The following is an 18,574-nucleotide window of genomic DNA, read 5'->3' as shown; positions in this document are numbered from 1 at the left end:
GCTAATGCTGAAGAGACTTGCAGCCACTTCTTAAGATCTCAAATGGGTTCTATATCTTGCATCAAATTTTCGACCAAGTGCACTGGAGCTATACAGAACATAAATTAAGCTTGTGCAAGCACATTGACAAGTTCAGCCTGCCAACCATTCTTTAGCCATCGACTCGTTAGATATTCGTAATTCAAACGCTTTTTTCCCAGATATTTCAGCAGTTACGAAGCATTTTGTGATTTCAATCACTTTATGATTTTAAATTGATGATTTTCATAGATAGTTAAGCTACGATTATGGGAACGCTAAACATTACACTTGTCGTGGGCCGCTCAACACATGACACCAATTACCTTACTGACTGAAACCTCAAGCGACTGTACGTCCGAGGTTGAAACGTGGATTCCCAATTGGTTGCAAGATTGCTGGGATAGGCTTCAAAGTGGCGATCGCGAAGATACCGATCTAGTCTGCCGCGCCTTTCGATTTGCTTATCAGCTCCATACAGGACAATGTCGCGCATCAGGTGAGCCCTATATCGTGCATCCTGTGGAGGTGGCAACGATTTTACGCAATCTCGGTGGCGACCAGGCAATGATTGCCGCAGGCTTTTTGCATGATGTGGTTGAGGATACCACCGTAAGTTGCGAGCAAATTGAAGCAGAATTTGGTCTTGAGGTCAGACAACTGGTTGAAGGGGTAACCAAGTTGTCAAAATTTAACTTTGAGAGTAAAACAGAGCGGCAGGCAGAAAATTTTCGCCGCATGTTTTTGGCGATGGCGCAGGATATTCGCGTGATTGTGGTGAAGTTGGCCGATCGCCTGCATAATATGCGAACCTTGCAGCATTTGCGTCCAGAAAAGCAGGAACTGATTGCGCGGGAAACGAAGGAAATCTTTGCCCCCCTTGCCAATCGTCTCGGAATTTGGCAGATGAAGTGGGAACTTGAAGATTTATCCTTTAAGTACACGGAACCCGATAAGTATCAGTATGTCAAAAATCTAGTCACCGAAACTCGCAGCAGCCGCGAAGCCCAAATTCAAGAAGTGTTGGGAGCGTTGCGATCGCGGCTTACCAAAATTGGTTTAACCAACTTTGACATCAGTGGTAGACCCAAGCATTTGTATGGCATCTATAAAAAAATGGAACGCCAGCAAAAGCAATATGACGAAATTTACGATGTATTAGCGGTGCGGGTAATCGTCAATACGAATGAAGAGTGTTATCGCGTTCTCGCGATCGCCCATGATATTTTTCGCCCCATTCCAGGACGGTTTAAAGACTATGTGGGCTTGCCCAAACCCAACCGCTATCAGTCCCTACACACTGCGGTAATTGGCCCCTACGGTCAACCCGTAGAGGTGCAAATTCGCACGTGGGAAATGCACCACATTGCAGAATATGGGATTGCCGCCCATTGGAAATATAAGGAAGCGAACTCTTCCAGCGTTGTCGTTGCCAAGGGAGACGAAGAGAAGTTCACTTGGTTGCGTCAACTGGTCGAGTGGCAAAGAGAACTCAAAGATCCGCAGGAATACATCGATAGCCTCAAGGAAGATCTGTTTGAGAGCGAAGTCTATGTCTTTAGTCCCAAAGGCGATGTCTATTGTCTGCCGCGTGGTTCCACGCCTGTGGATTTTGCCTATCGCGTCCACACAGAAGTAGGAAATCACTGCGCAGGAGCTTTAATCAATCATGTCATGGTTCCTCTGCATCGCCAGCTCAAGAATGGTGATATTGTTGCCATTCTCACCCAAAATAACGCCCACCCTAGTTTGGATTGGATTAACTTTGTTTCCACTGGAGCTGCTAGGAATCGCATAAGACAGTGGTTTAAGCGATCGCGTCGGGATGAAAATCTCACAGTTGGGCGCAGTCTCTTAGAAAAGGAACTCGGCAAAAGTGGCTTAGATACGCTGCTCAAGTCCGATCAGATGTTCAAACTTGCAGAACGATGTAACTACCACAGCGTTGACGATCTGCTGGCAGCTTTAGGCTACGGTGAGATTTCGCTCAACATGCTAGTCAACAAACTGCGTGAAGGTCAGCAAGATGGACGGAGTAACAAGTCTGAGTTAAAATCTGAGCCTCTACCTTCATTCCCATCTAGTCCTGCTCCTTCTAAGTCTCCGATTTTGGGCATAGAGGGTATGATTTACAATATCGCTGGATGCTGTAAACCTTTACCCGGCGAACCAATCATCGGCGTTGTTACCATGGGCGGCAACCGTAGTATTTCTATCCATTGTCAGGACTGCAGTAATGTCAGTCATATCCCTGGCGATCGCTTAATTCCCGTACGATGGAACCAAGAAAAAGAACTAGAGCGACCGATGACCTATCCTGTAGATATTCGGGTGGAAACCATCGATCGGGTTGGGGTGCTCAAGGATATTCTGACGCGCTTGTCTGACAATAAAGTTAACGTGCGCCAAGCCAGTGTAAAAACCCGCCCTGGTTCGTCTGCCATGATCGATCTCAGTATTGATATTACAGATCGCAGACAGTTTGAGAAAATTTGCAATCAAATCACCAAGATGTGCGACACACTCTCAATCTGTCGAATCCTTCAGTCTGATGCTTAGAATATTATGCAGTTGTCAAAGACTTATAATCATTGCAGTGGCTACTTTTGCAGCTTTGGTTAAATCTTGAACAAAAACTGCATATCCCATTGGACAGGCAACTTTAAGCATTGTCAAATCAATCTGTTCGGCTAGGTTCCAACGAATCTGAAGTGGTCGTTGATTGCTTGTATCTTCGGCAAGGTATGTTGATTGAGCAATCGCATTCTCCAATATTTCCTTTGTTTTAGCTTCATCCTCTAAATTTCCCAGCTTTTCCATTTCCACACCTAAAATCGTTGAGACGGTTTGAATGTCAGCCAATAACCATGTTTCAAAATTTCTAATCGCTAACCCACCCGCACTGCGATCGGGGATCGGCTCCTCATTAATATCTAAGTGAAAATTGCGAATCTTACTCAAGGCAAGTTCTAAGGCTTTCTCTCTCTGAGGCTTGATATCATCTGCATCAACTACGATCGCAATCATATCGACTTCTTCGGGTTTCCATGCGATCGTCACTTCTGCTAAATATCTCGGATCTAAAATTGAGTGTCCTGTGCGTACTTTCGCTACTTTATAAACTCCACTCTCTTTGATTGTTGGATGTCTCTGGACAAAACTACAATCAGGTAATCCGATCTCATTAAGTTCTCGCCGAATTAACCTGTGCAGTGCTCCTTCTTTCCCCCTCTCTAAGACTTTTCCACCATCTTCTGGCTTGATGTATGGAATACTTGCCCCAAGCTCTGTATCACCTTCAGCAATTAGTCCAATTCGTATCGGACGGCTCATGCTGGGTTACCTCCAAATACGTTTGTAAACCAAAGTTCACCTAGCGAACCATCATAGGCTTCCAGTGCTTTTTGAAAACGTACAGAATCTGTAGGCAAAGCATGAACTTGTGTTTTCCCCTCGTTATCTAGCTCCACAGCCCGAACTTGGTGCGGTTCGACATAATTTAACAACACAGGAGAATGAGTTGTGATTAACACCTGCACTGGCTTACCATTAATCCCTTCAGTCGAAACGATTTTTAATAACTCCATCATTTTGTGTAACAGCCAAGGATGAACGCCATTTTCTATTTCTTCAAAACAAATAATGCTTGGCGTATCTTTTTGATATAACGCCGTTAAAAACGCCAAAATCCTCAGCGTGCCATCTGATATATCAGAAGCAGGGATATGATGCTCTGAAAATTTATCAATCAATTCTAAGGAGAATGTTTGATTAATGCCACGAGGCAAGGAAATCCTTTTGATATTTGGAACCAGTTTTGTAAAGCGTTCTTCTAACTGATCGAAACCTTCACGATTATCGTGCAAAATATCCACTAAAGCATAGGCAATTCCCTGTCCTGTCCTATCCATAGTATTTGCTGATGGATTGAAATTATTAGAAAGAGAAGTTGGTGAAAAGTCGTAAACACTTACTTTCCTTAAATCATCGGCGATCGGATAATCTAAATATGGATATGTTTTAGAAACCAAAATATCTCTTAAATCGTTTGTGTTCCTAACATCAAAATTAAGATTATGTGTTCCAGCCCGTAATGAGAGAGTTTTTTGTGGATACGCAAGACTTACATGTAGCTCAATATCCGAATTTCTAGAAAGCTGATTTCCTACTTCTGGAATAGTACTAAATTCAAAAGAAAGATGATCAAATTTGCCATGCCAAAATTTGGATTCTAGATTCTGTTGGTTCGTACTTATAGCCTGAAGCGACTCAGCAAAAAATGGGATTATTTCCGAATAACCAGATGTGGTAGCTAAAACTCTTTGCAAAAAATTTGATAAGACGGCTAGAGCTTCACAAATGTTCGATTTACCAGAGCCGTTGGGGCCAATGAATACCGTGAGTGGCTCTAAGTCAACGGTGGTATCAAAGAGACTCTTGTAGTGCTGAACTCGTAGTTTTGATAACATCTATTTGAGCGTAAGCGATTTAATTATTTTATGACAGTCCTAGCCGACTTGCATTGTATAGTAAGTTTCCAGACTCTGTAAGCACATCACGATTACAATGGCAAACGATCGCCTTCCTCCTCCCCTGCAAGCAGGATTAGCCCTGACAGCCCTTGCGCCCATGCAAGATGTCACGGATTTGCCCTTTATGCGTGCGATCGCTGCTTACGGCAGTCCCGATTACTTCTTTACGGAATACTTTCGCGTTTATGCGAATTCTCGTCCAGAGCGATATATTCTGCGTTCCATTACAGAAAATACGACGGGTCGCCCCATCTTCGCTCAGTTGATTGGGGAGAGCATTCCCGATCTCGTGCGTTCTGCCCAAGAGTTATGCCGCTATGCGATCGCAGGCATCGATCTAAACATGGGTTGTCCAGCGCCTAGAATCTATCGCAAAAATGTTGGGGGTGGGTTGCTGCGCGATCCTGACAAAATCGACCAAATCTTAGGGGCACTGCGATCGGCGATCGCGATTCCATTTACAGTCAAAATGCGAATTGGGTTTGAAGATACGGCGAACTTCGATCGCATTCTCGATTTGATTAATAAGCATGATATCGATCTGCTCAGCCTGCACGGTCGCACGGTTAGGGAAATGTATCGCAGTGAGGTACATTACGACCAAATTGCCCATGCCGTTCGGCGGGTGAAATGCCCCGTCCTAGCGAATGGAAATGTCTCCTCGGCGGCGAATGCTTTAGCGATTTTGGCAGAGACAGGTGCGGCAGGTGTGATGGTCGGGCGTGCCGCAATTCGCAACCCTTGGATCTTTCAGCAAATTCGCCAAGCTTTGAGCGGTGAACCCATTACTACCGTGACTTTAAATGAAGTGAGAACCTACATCGATCGCTTACACAACACGGTCACAGCCCCAGAAGTCCCCGAGCGATCGCGGGTCGATAATATGAAAAAATATCTCAATTTCATCGGTCAGGGTGTGGATGCGGCAGGGGCTTTTTTAAACGAAATGCGCCGCGCCCGTAGCGAAGCGGAACTGTTTGGCATCTGCGATCGCTTTTTGCTAAGCGAACCCAATCGCGCCTTTGCCGCAGAACCTTATCAAGGTCTCGTAGCAAGACCCAGTTGCGAAGCAGAATAAAGTAAATTGAATCCACTGCACCTCATAGAAAGCCTGAACTTCTTATTCCTATAGCTATGATATAGTTCAGATACAGCATACATATTTCCGATTTACCCCTGTAAAAGTTTATTATTGAGAGTTCCATGGTTGGCGACAACAAACCGCCAAGAGCAATTTACCGTGCCGAAGGCATAACAGAATCAGAGCGATATCTGAAAAAACTTTGTGAGCATACATTTTTGTCACTGTGGAGTTATTCAGGTGTTTACCGAGATCAAGGCAATGGAAAAGCAGGTGAAGGTAAAGAGGTTTGTGATCTCTTGGTTGTGTTTCAAGATCACATCATTATCTTTTCTGACAAGGATTGCGCTTTTCCCGATACTGGTAATCTTGACCTTGACTGGAGTAGGTGGTTTCGTCGTGCCATTCTAGAATCAGCAGAGCAAGTATGGGGAGCTGAACGATGGATCAAGTCTTATCCAGATCGACTTTTCCTTGATCGAGCCTGTAAACAAAAGTTTCCCATTGAGTTGCCAGAGCTTACGACAGCTCAGTTTCATCGTATCGTAGTTGCTCATGGCTCTGCTACTCGCTCAAAACAAGTTTTGAGGGGTAGTGGCAGTCTCATGATCGATCCTCATGTTATCGGCTCGAAACACTATGAGCCCCAAAATAGCACCATTAACCCCTTTACGATTGGTCAAATCAATCCGAAAAAGGGTTTTGTTCATGTTCTCGATAATACTTCACTAGACATTGTTTTACAAACGCTCGATACTATTACTGATTTTGTGGAGTACCTCACAAAGAAGGAAAGTTTCATACTTAGCGGCAAGCTAGGTTGGGCAGCAGGTGAAGAAGATTTACTAGCTTGCTATTTGACCAAGGTTAACCAGAAAGACGAACATGACTTCATCGTGCCACATAACGTTACTCAGTTGTTTATAGACCAAGGTCACTGGGAAAAATTTACTCAGCACTCACAACGCCTTGCCCAATTAGAAGCAAATAAAGTTAGTTACGCTTGGGATGCCTTAATCGAGGTTTTTAGTACTCATATTATTGCAGGCACTCAGTATTTCGCTTCACATGTAGGTGTGAGTAACGGAGAGAAATCGATTCGTTTCTTAGCACGCGAGTCACGGACAAGGCGTCGGTTGCTCGCCTCTGCTTTGTTAGAAATTATTGGAAAAAGGATTCCACCAGATGCTCGTTATACGAGGATAATTCTGCCGTCACATGAGGGAGATCCGTATTATGTATTTCTACTTCTACCACATCCGCCAAATGTCGATTACGAAAATTACCGCGAGGTGAGGCGTAGATTTCTCGAGGCATGTTGTAGAGTGCTCAAGGTTAAATATCCCGATGCGCTAGATATTATGGGCATTGCAACAGAAGTTGGTATGAAGTCAAAACGATCGGAGGATGCCATCTATTTTGACGCACGACATTGGACAGAAGAAGATCAAGCAGATGCGTTAGATCTTCAACAAGACCTGAATCTTTTTCAGGATCTAAAAGGATATGCAACGCGTATACAGGAGTATCCAGAACTACCGTTGAGAGGCAAAAAAACGTATATACAGCCTGGAAAGATGAAAGGGAGGGATCGTAACTTACCATGCCCATGTGGTAGTGGTAAGAAGTATAAGAAGTGCTGTGGTAGATGACGTTGACTAACATGCACCCCTTGAGTGCGATCACTGATTGAGTAGATTAGGTTGACGAAGGAAACCCTAAACAACTTAATGACCTATAGCGGAGCGGTTTTCAAACGAGTAAAGTATAGTGCTATCGCTGACAAAAGCGCTGTCAATGTTTAGTAGATTCCACGACAAAATGTAGGATAGCTAAGACGAGGAAAACAATATCAAGCAGATTGCACTAGAAAAGCTCTCACTTATGCCATCACAAGAGGCACTCCATGAATTCATCCGTTGGCTCGATCTCGTGTGTAGCGAGGAGCCACTTGATTCGCTGCCGAGGCAAATCCTAACGCGGGGAGTAATTGCAGCAGGAAAGGAATTGATCGAGAAACGAGCATATCTGAGTAACCATCCAGTCGCGAAGACGTTACAAGCAGCGGAGGCATACTGCTTAGCGCCAACGGAGGCAACAAGCGATCGCTACTTCCGCGCAGCAACAAATTCTTATCCATTCGGCACAGGTGAAGGTTGCTATGCGGTCAAGGAACTTGGTTATGCAGGATGCGAACCCGGAAGCGGATGTACGAGCGGCGCAGGAACGCTTGACCAGATAGCATACGAAGTTGGCGCAGCAGAAGTAATGCGATTAATCGCAAAAGAAATCGTGCCGTGGCTGAAAGGCGAAAGCGAGTCGAGCGCAGAGTTTGGGAGTAGCGATTGAAGTGGATAGAATATAATGGTAATCACGGTAAAATAGTGGCGATCGAGATTGAAACTCAATCCCGCTAAAGCAAAGAGAAATTTCGCGGCGCAGACATGAAATTTATAAGCCTCAATTGCGATAGGTTGAGAGGGACTATTATGGGAAAATAGTTGTAATTGACATGGAAAAAGAATACTGACTTTATTCACAAAGTTGCGATCGCTTTAGGAAAACCTCAAATGTCACAGATCAACGCTCAGATCGATCTCGAAACCACAGACAAACTTGCATATATTCAGCAGCTAACAAATCAAGCTCTGTCTGATATCCTTCGGGCTGCCATCGATGATTACTATCAAAAGCTAAAACATGGCAAGAAAAAAACACCCTTTGAAGTGCTCGAAGAATCAGGCTTTATCGGATGTTGTTCTGTAGAAAGCGATTTATCCATCAACTACAAAGAAGTTCTAGCAACGGAACTTGAGACAAAATATGGTAATCGTTGATACAGGCTTCTGGTTGGCATTAGCCGATCGGCAAGATATTTATCATGGGTCATCCAAAAGCACGCTACAAAAGATAGATGAACCGTTGATTACAACGTGGTGTGTAGTTACAGAAACCTGCTATATGTTGCTGAAACGGAAAGGCGTACTTGCTCAGGCTGCGTTTATTAACTCAATCTCAAACGGGGCATTTGAGTTGTTTGACATTCAAGCTCATCATGCCCAAAGGATAGCTCAACTCATGCAACAATATGCCAATCTCCCAATGGACTTAGCCGATGCCTCCCTTGTCATCCTTGCCGAAGAACTCGGGCACGGGCGGATTCTGTCTGTCGATTATCGAGATTTTAATACCTATCGCTGGAAGAACAACCAACCATTTCAGAACCTTTTTCAAAACGAGTTCTAATGCGGAGAAGCGATCGAGCTATAACACAGGTTGGAGCAACCCGACAGAAGATCGTCGTAGTGGCAATAAAAACCGTTCCTCAATTTTACCGTTAACTGCTTTTGGATAAGGAATCGCGATAGGCGGCGTAAACGCCTAAAACGTTGTACCAGTTGAGAAAAATTCGAGCCACTTCTAAAGCCAACTGTGGTTTACCGCGATCGATCAGCCATTGTAAGAGTGGTTTTAGCGATCGCTCGTTCACCAAGCCGCCCAGCGACAGTAGACCCCACAACAGGCGATGAATCCAAGTCATTTGAATCATCATCCGTACTTCCCAAGTCGGATGCTTTTGATAAAACACCACACCCATACGACCGCGCTGTTGCTCCACATCAATCAAGTGAGGAAGCTGCGCCAGACTAAAGGGAGGATGCCAGTGATAGCCAACGGCATCAGGACATTGAATGATTTTGAGACCCAATTTCTTGAGCCTCACACCCAGTTCTAAATCCTCCCAGCCATATTGACGGAAACTGGTATCAAACTTGCCTGCCTCGAGCAGCCAATGCCGTGCGATCGCCACATTGCCCGTGGCAAAATAGGCCGCTGACAAATCCGTCACTTTTAACGGCTCAGAGGTCGGTTCGTCAAAATTACAGGTGTTGATGACACGCCCATAGGTAAAAGCCCGCTCTTGCCCCGCCAAAGCCTTGGCGTGAGCAGACAAAAATTGAGATGTGACCACCAAATCGCTATCAATAAAGACGATCGTATCTCCCTCTGCCGCATCAATGCCAGCATTGCGTGCTGCCGCTGCCCCACCATGATCCTGCTGTAACAGCCTGACATGGGGAAACTGCGTCGGATGGGTTTGCAAAAAATTTACGGTGTCGTCTGTAGAACCGTCATCCACCACCAAAATCTCATAGGGGCGATCGAATTGTTGTTGCTCCATTGCCGTCAGGCATTTTTGTAAGATCGGTAAGCGATTGTAGGTTGGGATGACAATTGACCACATGAATTTAGCGTTTTATTTGGTGATTTTGTTGCCATGTTTGCCAGAGGGTTAAGCCACCCACATAGCCATAACTGAGGGTGTACAGCACCATAAACGGCAGGGTGATATAGAAACCATGACTCGCCGAAATGACTACTGCTAAAAAGCTATAGGCACAGAGGCTGAGTTCGATCACCGCTGAAGTATCGAGGGGAACCTTGTAGGCTTTGTTATCCCAGCGATCGCTGCGGTACTTGATGTCAAATTTAGGAGTACGGCGAAAATTCGCACCCGTATTTGATAACCCTGCAAACACAGCCCGCGTATTACTCCATGATATGCCAGTGCCCAAGATGGCTAAGAGCAAGATTCGCCCAAACCGTCGCTGCCAAGTTGCAGGATAGAGTTGTCGCTGCGCCACAAAGTAGAGGTAAGGAGGACCAAAGGTGGCTGGCAACATAAAGGTCGCCCAAAACACATCGATCAAGCTGCGTAGGTTTTGTAAATTGTGGGGCGTAACGAGCATCAGGGGCACGGAGATCAAAATCAGTAGCAACATCAACGGATGGACTGAATAACCCGTGAGATGCAGGGTTGACTGAAATTTAATCGCAAGGCTATGCTCGCTGCTCCAAATCGGAATCAACAGTTTTTTGGCACATTGAATGCTACCCTTAGCCCAACGAAACTGCTGCAATTTAAATGCTGCCATTGCCACGGGTAGTTCCGCAGGCGCAACAATATCGTTGTCATAGACAACTCGCCAACCTTTGAGTTGAGCGCGATAGCTTAAATCCATATCTTCGGCGAGGGTGTCGGCATGCCAACCGCCACTGTCGAGAATCGCCTGTTTGCTCCAGATCCCTGCCGTACCGTTAAAGTTGAGAAAGTAGCCATTCTGGCAGCGCGCCTGTTGCTCGATCGCAAAGTGACCATCAATCCCAGCCGATTGTAGCTTGGTCAGTAAAGAATATTCGGAGTTCAAGTGTCCCCAACGCGTCTGCACCACGGCAATCCGCTCGTTGGGATGTTCGCAGTAATGCACAATCGTGCGCCTGAGCCAATCAGGAGATGGCACAAAATCAGCATCAAAAATAGCAATATAGTCTCCCTGGACTAGGGGCATTGCAGCTTGTAAAGCACCTGCTTTAAACCCTGAACGATTGGTACGATGAATGTAATCGACCCAAATCCCCTGACTTTGATATTCCTGTACGGTCTCTTGCAACAGGGTTTGCGTGTCATCGGTAGAGTCATCTAGTACTTGGATGTACAAGCGATCGCGCGGATAATCTAGCAAACAAATCGCATCGAGCAGCCGACGGGCGACATAACGTTCGTTAAAAATTGGCAACTGCACGGTCACGACTGGCAGATCGCGTTGTTCGAGCAATTCTTGGCTGTGAAGATCGCCTTTAAACGCAGGCAAAATTTGGGGCTTGTTCCACCTCAACCGTCCCAGAGCCGTTGCAACTAACTCTTTATCTCTCTCTGGCGCATAGGCGGCAGAGGTTTTCATCGAAGCTTCCAATAGCTTCTGCGCGACATTTCGCTGGTTGCGAACCGCAGTAAGCCAATAAGCATTAACTCCGTACAGCAGCAACCAACCGGCTGCTACACCGTTTAGGACGGTGAGAATTGTTAATAGTATTAGAATGACCCTAGACTCCTTACCACACAAGGCACTGATTTAAAACCAATCAGCAAAACTGACAAAATAGCTTGTTGTACTTTACGACAGGTATTTTATCTTTACTAAAGAATTATTATCCCCATCTCAGATTTAAGCAAATATTACTACTGTCGATTTATTTTTGCCTCGCCTAAGAGTAAGATTATGTGTTTTGGTGAAGATATTCTGTAATCGCTTGTAGCGCTACTGCTGCCGCTGCTTGCTGAGATGCTTTAATGCTTGCGCCCTCCCCTTTTCCCCAACATTGTTCTTGTACCCATACCTCGGTCGCAAAAATTTCTAGATTGCTTGTCCCTTTCCCTCCAGTAGAGGTTGCAACCGTTTGATACTCAGGCAAAACTTTCCACTTACCTTGGGTCAACTCTTGCAAGGCAACTTTATAATTGCCCATAGCAGGAATCGCAGATAAAGCCTGAATTGTATTTTGGAGATGGGCATCTAGCCAGAACCGCACGAGGCTTAAATCGTCTGTACTTAGATAAAGAGCAGCCAGTAAAGCTTCTAACCCATCCGCCAAACGCGATCGCACCGCTTTGAGATCGGAGCGTGCCGAATTGGTCATCACCATAAACCGATCGAGGTCATAACTCTGGGCGATCGCGGCGAGGGTAATATCGCTGACAAGATGCGATCGGAAAGCCGCCAACTGTCCCACAGAGCTATCTCCGTAATGTTCGTGTAAAAACATGGTGACAGCGAGACGCAAAATCGTATCCCCCATAAACTCCAGCCGATCGTTGTTATACGTGGTGGAAAAACTGGGATGCACCAATGCTTGATCTAGCAAACGCCAATTTACCCGTTCAAGGGTATGAATCCCCATACGGTTGAGTAACTGAGACAATTCTTTTTGCCTGCTGGGAGCGATCGAAACAATAACCATAACAAAACGGATCTAAACACGGATCTAAACAATGGGGAAGCCACACCCAAAAACTGTATAGCACAAACCAACATTAGGATGGAGAAAACCCATTCGCACAGGCTCTACGATTGAGTCAAAACCAAGTAGAATTACTGCAATAAACTATCCTTTGCATGAAGCGAGGATGCTGTTCTTTGTAAAGCTTAACAAACTTGAAACTATGCCCAAACGTCTGATCTCGTTGCTACTTTTTGGCATTATGGCTGTAGCCACCAGTATTTGGATCGTAGCCTGTCAGCCTACCACAACTCCTCCTCAATCGACTACAACCGCTCCAACCATTCCTGACACATCATCCAGTACTACAGGTGGGGGTGGTGTCAAAGATGAATTAAGAATGGGTGTGTTGTTACCTGCCACAGGCGATCTGTCTTCGATTGGGGCACCTATGGTGAGATCGATTGATTTTCTAGTAGAAACCGTGAATGCCTGTGGTGGCGTTTTGGGCAAGCCGATTAAAGCTTTTAAAGAAGACGATCGCACCCAACCCTCCGCTGGCGTGGAAGCAATGAATAAATTGGTTAAGGTAGACAAAGTTGGCGCTGTGGTTGGGGCTTTTGCCAGTAGCGTGTCTACGGCAGCCCTCGCGATCGCCGTACCAAATAAAGTCGTAATGATTTCACCCGGTAGCACTAGCCCCGTATTTACCGAGCGCGCTAAAAAAGGCGAATTTAAAGGCTATTGGAATCGCACTGCCCCACCAGATACCTATCAAGCCTCAGCCCTAGCAAATCTAGCCTACAAACGCGGCGCGAAACGCGTGGCAACCCTTGTGATCAACAATGACTATGGTGTCGGCTTTGAGAAAGCTTTTGTCACAGCCTTTGAAAAACTCGGTGGCGAAATTATTAACAAAGCCAAGCCTACCCGCTACGATCCTCAAGCCACAACCTTTGAAGCAGAAGCTAAGGGAGCCTTTGGTGGTAAACCCGATGCCGTGGCAGCCGTGCTTTATCCTGAGACAGGGGGCTCTGTGCTTAAAGCGGCTTACGAGCTGGGCTTGACCAATAATGTCAAGATTCTACTGACTGATGGCGTCAAAACCGAAGACTTCCCCAAACTGGTGGGTAACTCGCCTGATGGTAAGTTAATTTTGGCAGGCGCACTCGGTACAGTTCCAGGTGCCGATGGCAAATCTTTAGATGAGTTTTCTAAGCGATTCAAAGAAAAAACCAGTCAAGAAATCGGCGCTTACGTTCCCCATTCCTATGATGCGGCGGCTCTGGTAGCGATCGCTGCCGAGGCAGCAAAAGACGGCACAGGTGATGGCATAAAGAGCAAATTGCGTGAAGTTGCCAACCCACCAGGCAAAGAAGTAACCGATGTCTGCGAAGCCCTAAAACTAGCTAAGGCTGGCACAGATATTGACTATCAAGGTGCGAGTGGCAATGTCGATCTAGACGAATGGGGTGATGTCAAAGGCAGTTATGATGTCTGGGAAGTTAAACCTGACGGCAAAATTGCTGTGATCGACAAAGTTTCACCATAGTTATTCCCGATGGCAAGCATGATTTGGTGGACGAAAAGCGCCTTAACTTTTGCTGATAAAATCCACCAAATCTTTAAAATAACCTTGATTGTAAAAACTAGGTAAAAGCTAGAAAAATATGGCGATCGAACTAAAACAGGCTCCACCGCAAGAAGTTTCAATCTACATGCCCTACTATAGGGAGCCTAATAAAAAACAGGCTTTACCCTATGCCATTTCTCTGTACAAGCAGGGAGAACTCCCAGGAGAACGGCAAATCGAAGGCAGTCCCCCCATTTCATTTTTAGCAACTTGGCGGGTTTCTAATCTGCCAGCCGACCTGACATTATGTCGCGTTATGTTTGAGGGTGATGCCGAGATGAGCTACGAAATCACCATGAATAATATTGAATTTGTGGGCTATTTAATTGATGTCGTTGCAAGTATTCGCGATCGCGGCACGGCTGATTTCCCCCAGATTTTTTATAGTAAATTGTTCAGAATAAAACTTGCTAGTTTTGACGGCAATTAGTGTATAATCCTGACCTTAATAATCGCGCTTAAATCTGCTTGGTTTAAGCCTTTTGTTTAAGCAAAACTGTCGGCTAGACGAACCGCAAGTGTGAGGAAATATTACTGTGTCATATGCTGCCAAACGTGTCGAATACCCCGACCGTCAACAGGATACTATTGCCAAAAACGTCGATCCTGTGATCCTACGGGCTGCAAAGCAGGTCTACAGATTTTATGTTGATTCCTATGCGACTCAGCTACCTCGTCCTTTGGGTGTAGCGGTCAACCGAACCGACATGAGCGGTAAACTTGTTTACACGCAACTGATTCTTTTGCCTCAAGAAAGCTTCGTGCCCATTGAGCTAGTTGAGTCCAGTGAATTTCATTAATCTCTAATGTGAGAATGTTTGCTTTCATTCTTGCTGTTAAAAAAAAGTAATTCGCCAGATTTTTAAATAGAATTTGGCAAGTCCTTGTCTCGAAAATGTACGCAGAAACGAGATCTCCTGTTAATACTGTAAGGGACATTGAATGGAAAGTTAAAGTTCCCGTAGGCCTAGGGGAACTTTTTGTTAGCCAACTTATCCTAGTTAGAGTAAAGATCGCCATTCTTTGGCTATGTCAATGCAATAACGGGGCGTATAGCAAAGCGAATCTTTTCGATGCGAACACCTTGTTTGTGTTATCTCAGCTTGAATACAATGAATATGGAAATCTTTGCTGACTGAGGTTAGGTTTGGCAACAAATCAGGAAGGTTATTCAAATGGGGCAAGTTGAGATATGGCGAGAACAAGCAGCTAAAAGTTTAGCCTCTATGATCCCTAAAATTCAGGGCAACGCACCTACGGCGCAAGATGGCTTGGTTGATGACCTACTTAGAGTTTTAAACAAGCTTCCTGCAAGACCCGAAGGTCGCCAGCCCTATGCGGGGCTATTTCCCAGCGCTGATATTTTCTCTTGGAGAAATCGTGCTGCCTCCATCGTTCAGACCCTAGTTCCCAAAATTCAAAATCTAGATGTCAGCTCCTTTGATGGTGCGATCGATAATTTAGTGCGAGCAACCAAAAATCTGCCATCGCGCCCTGCGGGTCGTCCCCCCTATGCAGGGTTGTTCCCACCTGCGAATGTTGATACTTGGAGAAAGCAAGCCGCAGCGAGTTTAGGTGCATCGATTCCTAGCATCACCAGTAAAAGCTTTATTCCCAATGACACGGCGATCGACGATCTGATCAGGGCGATGAGTAACTTACCCCTGCGTCCGATCCTGCGCAAACCCTACGAAGGTTTGTTTCAAGGCACAGATATACCAAGTTTGCGAAGACAAGCAGGAGAGCGTCTCAAAAACTTGGTCACCAATCTGCAAAACGATCCAAACCCAGTAGATGTACAAGTGGATAACCTGATTAGAACTCTCAATAAACTTCCATCGCGACCTGCAAATCAAGCTCCCTACGCTGGACTTTTTGCAGCTTCCCCAACAGTAAGTTCCCCACCAGTAGTTACACCTCCACCTAAAGCCCTCATCACTCAGACGCAACTGACCGCGATCGCCCCCTATTCCGATCCTGCTCGCCTTGCCAAACTTCTACCCTATCTCAATGCCACCATGGTGGAATATGCGATTAATACCCCTCTTCGCATTGCCCACTTTATCGCTCAAACTGCCCACGAGAGCGATGCGTACAACACCAATGAGGAATATGCCTCTGGAGCCGACTATGAAGGAAGAGGCGATCTGGGTAATGTCAATCCTGGCGATGGCGTTCGATTTAAAGGCAGAGGGTTAATTCAAGTGACAGGCAGAGCCAATTATGCAGAATGTGGCAAAGCTCTAGGCATCGATCTAGTCAGCAATCCTCAAAGGCTAGGAGATTTCGATCTGGCTTGTCGCAGTGCAGGTTGGTTTTGGCGCAAAATGGAACTCAACGGCGATGCTGATAATGACGACATCATGACAATTACAAGACTGGTGAATGGCGGCTATAACGGTTTAGAAGATCGCCAAGATTACCTCGATCGCGCCAAACAGGTTTTTGGAATTTAACCTGTATGAATACCTGTATGAATATTGGGTTATGTGGCGGTCATCGCACGGGAAAATCAACCCTAGCCAAGGCGATCGCAGCTCGCATCGATCGACCATTTGTAGGCACGACCACCAGTCAGGTTTTCCAACAAATGGGTCTAGATCCAGCCAAACCGATGGACTTCCCAACGCGGTTGCGCGTGCAGCATCAGGTGTTACTTGCCGCAGAACAAGTATGGCAAGCAGAGCCAAACCCATTCATTACCGATCGCACGCCGATTGACATGATGGCATACACCCTAGCCGACATTCAGGGAACCACAGAAGTAAATTTTGTCGAGCTAGAAGCCTATATGCAGCGATGTTTTGTCAGCGCTAATCAGTTTTTTTCGCAGTTGTTTATCGTACAACCCGGGATTCCACTCGTATATGAGGTAGGAAAAGCCGCGCTCAACCAAGCCTACATCGAACACATTCATACCTTGGTGTTGGGATTATGCAGCGATCGACGCCTTACCTGTCAGTTTTACTGCCTAGAACGCCAAGTAACTGACTTGGAGGAACGGATTCAAACAATTCTCACAGTTTTTGAAAGTCTAAGTGATTGCCAACCAACAAAATAGCGAAGGTTAAGAAGCAGTGTTCTGGTACTTAATCTGATGTCTTTAAACCATAGAAGCATATTGTATAGGCAACGTATTGACATCCTTTTTATGGAGTTCTTGGGCAGCGCGATAAGGCCAATAAGGATCTCGCAGAAATTCTCTCGCCAAAAGAATAATATCGGCTCGATGATTGCGAATGATTTCATCTGCCTGCATGGCATTTGTGATATAGCCTACCCCTGCTGTGGCAATTCCAGCTTCCTTGCGAATTCTTTCTGAAAGCGGAATCTGCCAGCTCGCACCAAATGGGTATTGCTTATAGTCAGATGAATTGAACCCAGAACTACAGTCGATTAAATCTACGCCTTCAGCTTTGAGGTGCTTCGAGAGTTCCACCGAATCTTCGATCGTCCAGCCTCCTTCTACCCAATCAGAACAAGACAAACGTGCTGCTAAAGGAAGCCGTTCGGGCCATACTTCTCTGACTGAGCGCGTTGTTTCTAAGGCAAAGCGAATGCGGTTCTCAAAACTGCCACCATAGGCATCAGTACGTTGATTTGTAAGTGGGGAATAGAAGCTATGCGCCAAATAACCGTGAGCAAAATGGAGTTCTAGCCACTCATAGCCCGCTGCTAAACTCCGAATCGCCGCTGCCCGAAAGGCATCTTTGACTGTTTGAATATCCTCAAGAGTCATTTCCTTAGGAACTCGCCACAGTTTATCGCCAAAAGCGAGTGGGCTCGGTGCTAGGGTTTCCCAACCGCCTTCTCGATCAGCGAGTGAGCCATCTCCCTCCCAAGGGCGTTGAGCACTGGCTTTGCGACCAGCATGGGCTATTTGAATACCCGCGATCGCACCCTGAGATTTTAAAAACTGATTAATCCGTTGTAAAGGCTCAATATGGCGATCTGACCAAATGCCTGCATCTCCTGGCGTGATCCGTCCGCGTGGTTCTACCGCTGTAGCTTCCGCAATTACTAGTCCTGCACCACCTGATGCCCTCGCCCCTAGGTGAACGAGATGCCAATCGTTTGCCATTCCCTCTTGAGAACTGTACTGACACATTGGGGAAACCCCAATACGGTTGCGCAGGGTAATGTCTTTAAGTTGATAGGGATCAAATAAGTGTGGCATGTTTTTTTATTCCTGCTAGCTTTGTTCAATAGTTCGATTTTATTGAATGAATAGACTATAAACGAGCTAGAGAAATAATGCAACCGATGAAGTGTCTGGGAATAAGGCGATCGCGATTCAGCAGCTCGATGATGACCAAATTGCCGAAATTATGGCAAAAGCAATGGCATTTTCTGGTTTCTTTACATTGAAGTGGTTGGAATAATGAACGTTACTTGGTTTCTTCTCAAAATTCCGATTTATACAGAAAGCAATATGGCAAACTGTCTCAGATGCCCTCAGTGCGAAGGGGAAAATGTATATCGAGTTAGACGACGATTTTGGGATAACTACATTTCCAATTTTTGGATTTT

General features: G+C 45.6%; 17 protein-coding genes. 11 read left to right on the top strand and 6 right to left on the bottom strand.

The genetic code is table 11. From position 1 onward, the window contains the following. The first annotated feature begins 330 nt into the window (after positions 1-330). The gene (locus tag V2H45_RS11455; protein ID WP_330483784.1) at positions 331-2,577 is read left to right on the top strand and encodes a RelA/SpoT family protein; all 2,247 of its coding nucleotides are present in this window, start codon (positions 331-333) and stop codon (positions 2,575-2,577) included. Positions 2,578-2,592: 15 nt separating this feature from the next. Here V2H45_RS11455 and V2H45_RS11450 read toward each other — a convergent pair whose 3' ends face one another. Together V2H45_RS11450 and V2H45_RS11445 are read right to left on the bottom strand one after the other, a co-directional pair. Further along, a complete protein-coding gene (locus V2H45_RS11450; RefSeq protein ID WP_330483783.1) occupies positions 2,593-3,351 on the bottom strand; it encodes a hypothetical protein in 759 nt (252 codons plus the stop codon). After that, a complete protein-coding gene (locus V2H45_RS11445; RefSeq protein WP_330483782.1) occupies positions 3,348-4,487 on the bottom strand; it encodes an AAA family ATPase in 1,140 nt (379 codons plus the stop codon). The genes V2H45_RS11450 and V2H45_RS11445 overlap by 4 nt, the downstream gene beginning before the upstream one ends. A 97-nt stretch (positions 4,488-4,584) precedes the next feature. Between V2H45_RS11445 and V2H45_RS11440 the strand changes: the two genes are divergently transcribed. The 5 genes from V2H45_RS11440 (at position 4,585) to V2H45_RS11420 (ending at position 8,877) form a co-directional block, all read left to right on the top strand. Further along, positions 4,585-5,628: a tRNA dihydrouridine synthase gene (locus V2H45_RS11440; RefSeq protein ID WP_330483781.1), complete on the top strand. Its 1,044-nt coding sequence runs from the start codon at positions 4,585-4,587 to the stop codon at positions 5,626-5,628. 125 nt (positions 5,629-5,753) lie between these two features. Then, positions 5,754-7,283, top strand: a complete 1,530-nt coding sequence (locus V2H45_RS11435; RefSeq protein WP_330483780.1) for an SEC-C domain-containing protein — start codon at positions 5,754-5,756, stop codon at positions 7,281-7,283. Between the two features lie 232 nt (positions 7,284-7,515). Continuing rightward, the gene (locus V2H45_RS11430) at positions 7,516-7,980 is read left to right on the top strand and encodes a hypothetical protein (RefSeq protein ID WP_330483779.1); all 465 of its coding nucleotides are present in this window, start codon (positions 7,516-7,518) and stop codon (positions 7,978-7,980) included. A gap of 158 nt (positions 7,981-8,138) precedes the next feature. After that, on the top strand, positions 8,139-8,468 hold the full coding sequence (locus V2H45_RS11425) for a CopG family transcriptional regulator (RefSeq protein WP_330483778.1): 330 nt from the start codon (positions 8,139-8,141) through the stop codon (positions 8,466-8,468). Further along, positions 8,455-8,877, top strand: coding sequence for a type II toxin-antitoxin system VapC family toxin (locus V2H45_RS11420; RefSeq protein ID WP_330483777.1), 423 nt, complete (start codon positions 8,455-8,457; stop codon positions 8,875-8,877). Before V2H45_RS11425 ends, V2H45_RS11420 begins: the two co-directional genes overlap by 14 nt. Positions 8,878-8,968: 91 nt before the next feature. Here the strand turns inward: V2H45_RS11420 and V2H45_RS11415 are convergent, their stop codons facing one another. From V2H45_RS11415 to rnc, 3 genes are all read right to left on the bottom strand, one after another. Then, a complete protein-coding gene (locus V2H45_RS11415) occupies positions 8,969-9,877 on the bottom strand; it encodes a glycosyltransferase family 2 protein (protein ID WP_330483776.1) in 909 nt (302 codons plus the stop codon). A 4-nt stretch (positions 9,878-9,881) separates the two neighbouring features. Continuing rightward, the gene (locus V2H45_RS11410; protein ID WP_330483775.1) at positions 9,882-11,375 is read right to left on the bottom strand and encodes a cellulose synthase family protein; all 1,494 of its coding nucleotides are present in this window, start codon (positions 11,373-11,375) and stop codon (positions 9,882-9,884) included. A 316-nt stretch (positions 11,376-11,691) separates the two neighbouring features. Then, positions 11,692-12,432, bottom strand: a complete 741-nt coding sequence (gene rnc / locus V2H45_RS11405) for a ribonuclease III (RefSeq protein ID WP_330483774.1) — start codon at positions 12,430-12,432, stop codon at positions 11,692-11,694. A 202-nt stretch (positions 12,433-12,634) separates the two neighbouring features. On the opposite strand from rnc, the gene V2H45_RS11400 reads away from it, so the two are divergent. The 5 genes from V2H45_RS11400 (at position 12,635) to V2H45_RS11380 (ending at position 17,105) form a co-directional block, all read left to right on the top strand. Next, complete coding sequence (locus tag V2H45_RS11400) at positions 12,635-13,963, top strand: ABC transporter substrate-binding protein (protein ID WP_330483773.1); 1,329 nt, start codon at positions 12,635-12,637, stop codon at positions 13,961-13,963. A gap of 118 nt (positions 13,964-14,081) precedes the next feature. Further along, on the top strand, positions 14,082-14,474 hold the full coding sequence (ebsA, locus tag V2H45_RS11395; RefSeq protein ID WP_330483772.1) for a type IV pilus biogenesis protein EbsA: 393 nt from the start codon (positions 14,082-14,084) through the stop codon (positions 14,472-14,474). Positions 14,475-14,580: 106 nt separating this feature from the next. Next, on the top strand, positions 14,581-14,844 hold the full coding sequence (locus tag V2H45_RS11390; RefSeq protein WP_330483771.1) for a hypothetical protein: 264 nt from the start codon (positions 14,581-14,583) through the stop codon (positions 14,842-14,844). Positions 14,845-15,219: 375 nt separating this feature from the next. After that, positions 15,220-16,500, top strand: a complete 1,281-nt coding sequence (locus tag V2H45_RS11385; protein WP_330483770.1) for a glycoside hydrolase family 19 protein — start codon at positions 15,220-15,222, stop codon at positions 16,498-16,500. Between the two features lie 5 nt (positions 16,501-16,505). Next, positions 16,506-17,105 (top strand): AAA family ATPase, encoded by a 600-nt coding sequence (locus tag V2H45_RS11380; RefSeq protein ID WP_330483769.1) that lies wholly within the window; start codon positions 16,506-16,508, stop codon positions 17,103-17,105. Positions 17,106-17,147: 42 nt separating this feature from the next. Here the strand turns inward: V2H45_RS11380 and V2H45_RS11375 are convergent, their stop codons facing one another. Continuing rightward, positions 17,148-18,221, bottom strand: a complete 1,074-nt coding sequence (locus V2H45_RS11375; protein ID WP_330483768.1) for an NADH:flavin oxidoreductase/NADH oxidase — start codon at positions 18,219-18,221, stop codon at positions 17,148-17,150. Positions 18,222-18,574 lie beyond the last annotated feature (353 nt).

Source organism: Tumidithrix elongata BACA0141, assembly GCF_036349135.1.
Lineage (GTDB): Bacteria > Cyanobacteriota > Cyanobacteriia > Pseudanabaenales > Pseudanabaenaceae > Tumidithrix > Tumidithrix elongata.
The sequence above is the reverse complement of the archived record's forward strand: the minus strand, read 5'-3'. Positions and strand labels throughout refer to the sequence as shown.

What these genes read in the sequence shown, in the direction of transcription:
- V2H45_RS11455 (WP_330483784.1), top strand. Translation starts at nt 331, where the DNA reads ATGACACCAATTACCTTACTGACTGAAACCTCAAGCGACTGTACGTCC.
- V2H45_RS11450 (WP_330483783.1), bottom strand. Translation starts at nt 3,351, where the DNA reads ATGAGCCGTCCGATACGAATTGGACTAATTGCTGAAGGTGATACAGAG.
- V2H45_RS11445 (WP_330483782.1), bottom strand. Translation starts at nt 4,487, where the DNA reads ATGTTATCAAAACTACGAGTTCAGCACTACAAGAGTCTCTTTGATACC.
- V2H45_RS11440 (WP_330483781.1), top strand. Translation starts at nt 4,585, where the DNA reads ATGGCAAACGATCGCCTTCCTCCTCCCCTGCAAGCAGGATTAGCCCTG.
- V2H45_RS11435 (WP_330483780.1), top strand. Translation starts at nt 5,754, where the DNA reads ATGGTTGGCGACAACAAACCGCCAAGAGCAATTTACCGTGCCGAAGGC.
- V2H45_RS11430 (WP_330483779.1), top strand. Translation starts at nt 7,516, where the DNA reads ATGCCATCACAAGAGGCACTCCATGAATTCATCCGTTGGCTCGATCTC.
- V2H45_RS11420 (WP_330483777.1), top strand. Translation starts at nt 8,455, where the DNA reads ATGGTAATCGTTGATACAGGCTTCTGGTTGGCATTAGCCGATCGGCAA.
- V2H45_RS11415 (WP_330483776.1), bottom strand. Translation starts at nt 9,877, where the DNA reads ATGTGGTCAATTGTCATCCCAACCTACAATCGCTTACCGATCTTACAA.
- V2H45_RS11410 (WP_330483775.1), bottom strand. Translation starts at nt 11,375, where the DNA reads ATGAAAACCTCTGCCGCCTATGCGCCAGAGAGAGATAAAGAGTTAGTT.
- rnc (WP_330483774.1), bottom strand. Translation starts at nt 12,432, where the DNA reads ATGGTTATTGTTTCGATCGCTCCCAGCAGGCAAAAAGAATTGTCTCAG.
- V2H45_RS11400 (WP_330483773.1), top strand. Translation starts at nt 12,635, where the DNA reads ATGCCCAAACGTCTGATCTCGTTGCTACTTTTTGGCATTATGGCTGTA.
- ebsA (WP_330483772.1), top strand. Translation starts at nt 14,082, where the DNA reads ATGGCGATCGAACTAAAACAGGCTCCACCGCAAGAAGTTTCAATCTAC.
- V2H45_RS11385 (WP_330483770.1), top strand. Translation starts at nt 15,220, where the DNA reads ATGGGGCAAGTTGAGATATGGCGAGAACAAGCAGCTAAAAGTTTAGCC.
- V2H45_RS11380 (WP_330483769.1), top strand. Translation starts at nt 16,506, where the DNA reads ATGAATACCTGTATGAATATTGGGTTATGTGGCGGTCATCGCACGGGA.
- V2H45_RS11375 (WP_330483768.1), bottom strand. Translation starts at nt 18,221, where the DNA reads ATGCCACACTTATTTGATCCCTATCAACTTAAAGACATTACCCTGCGC.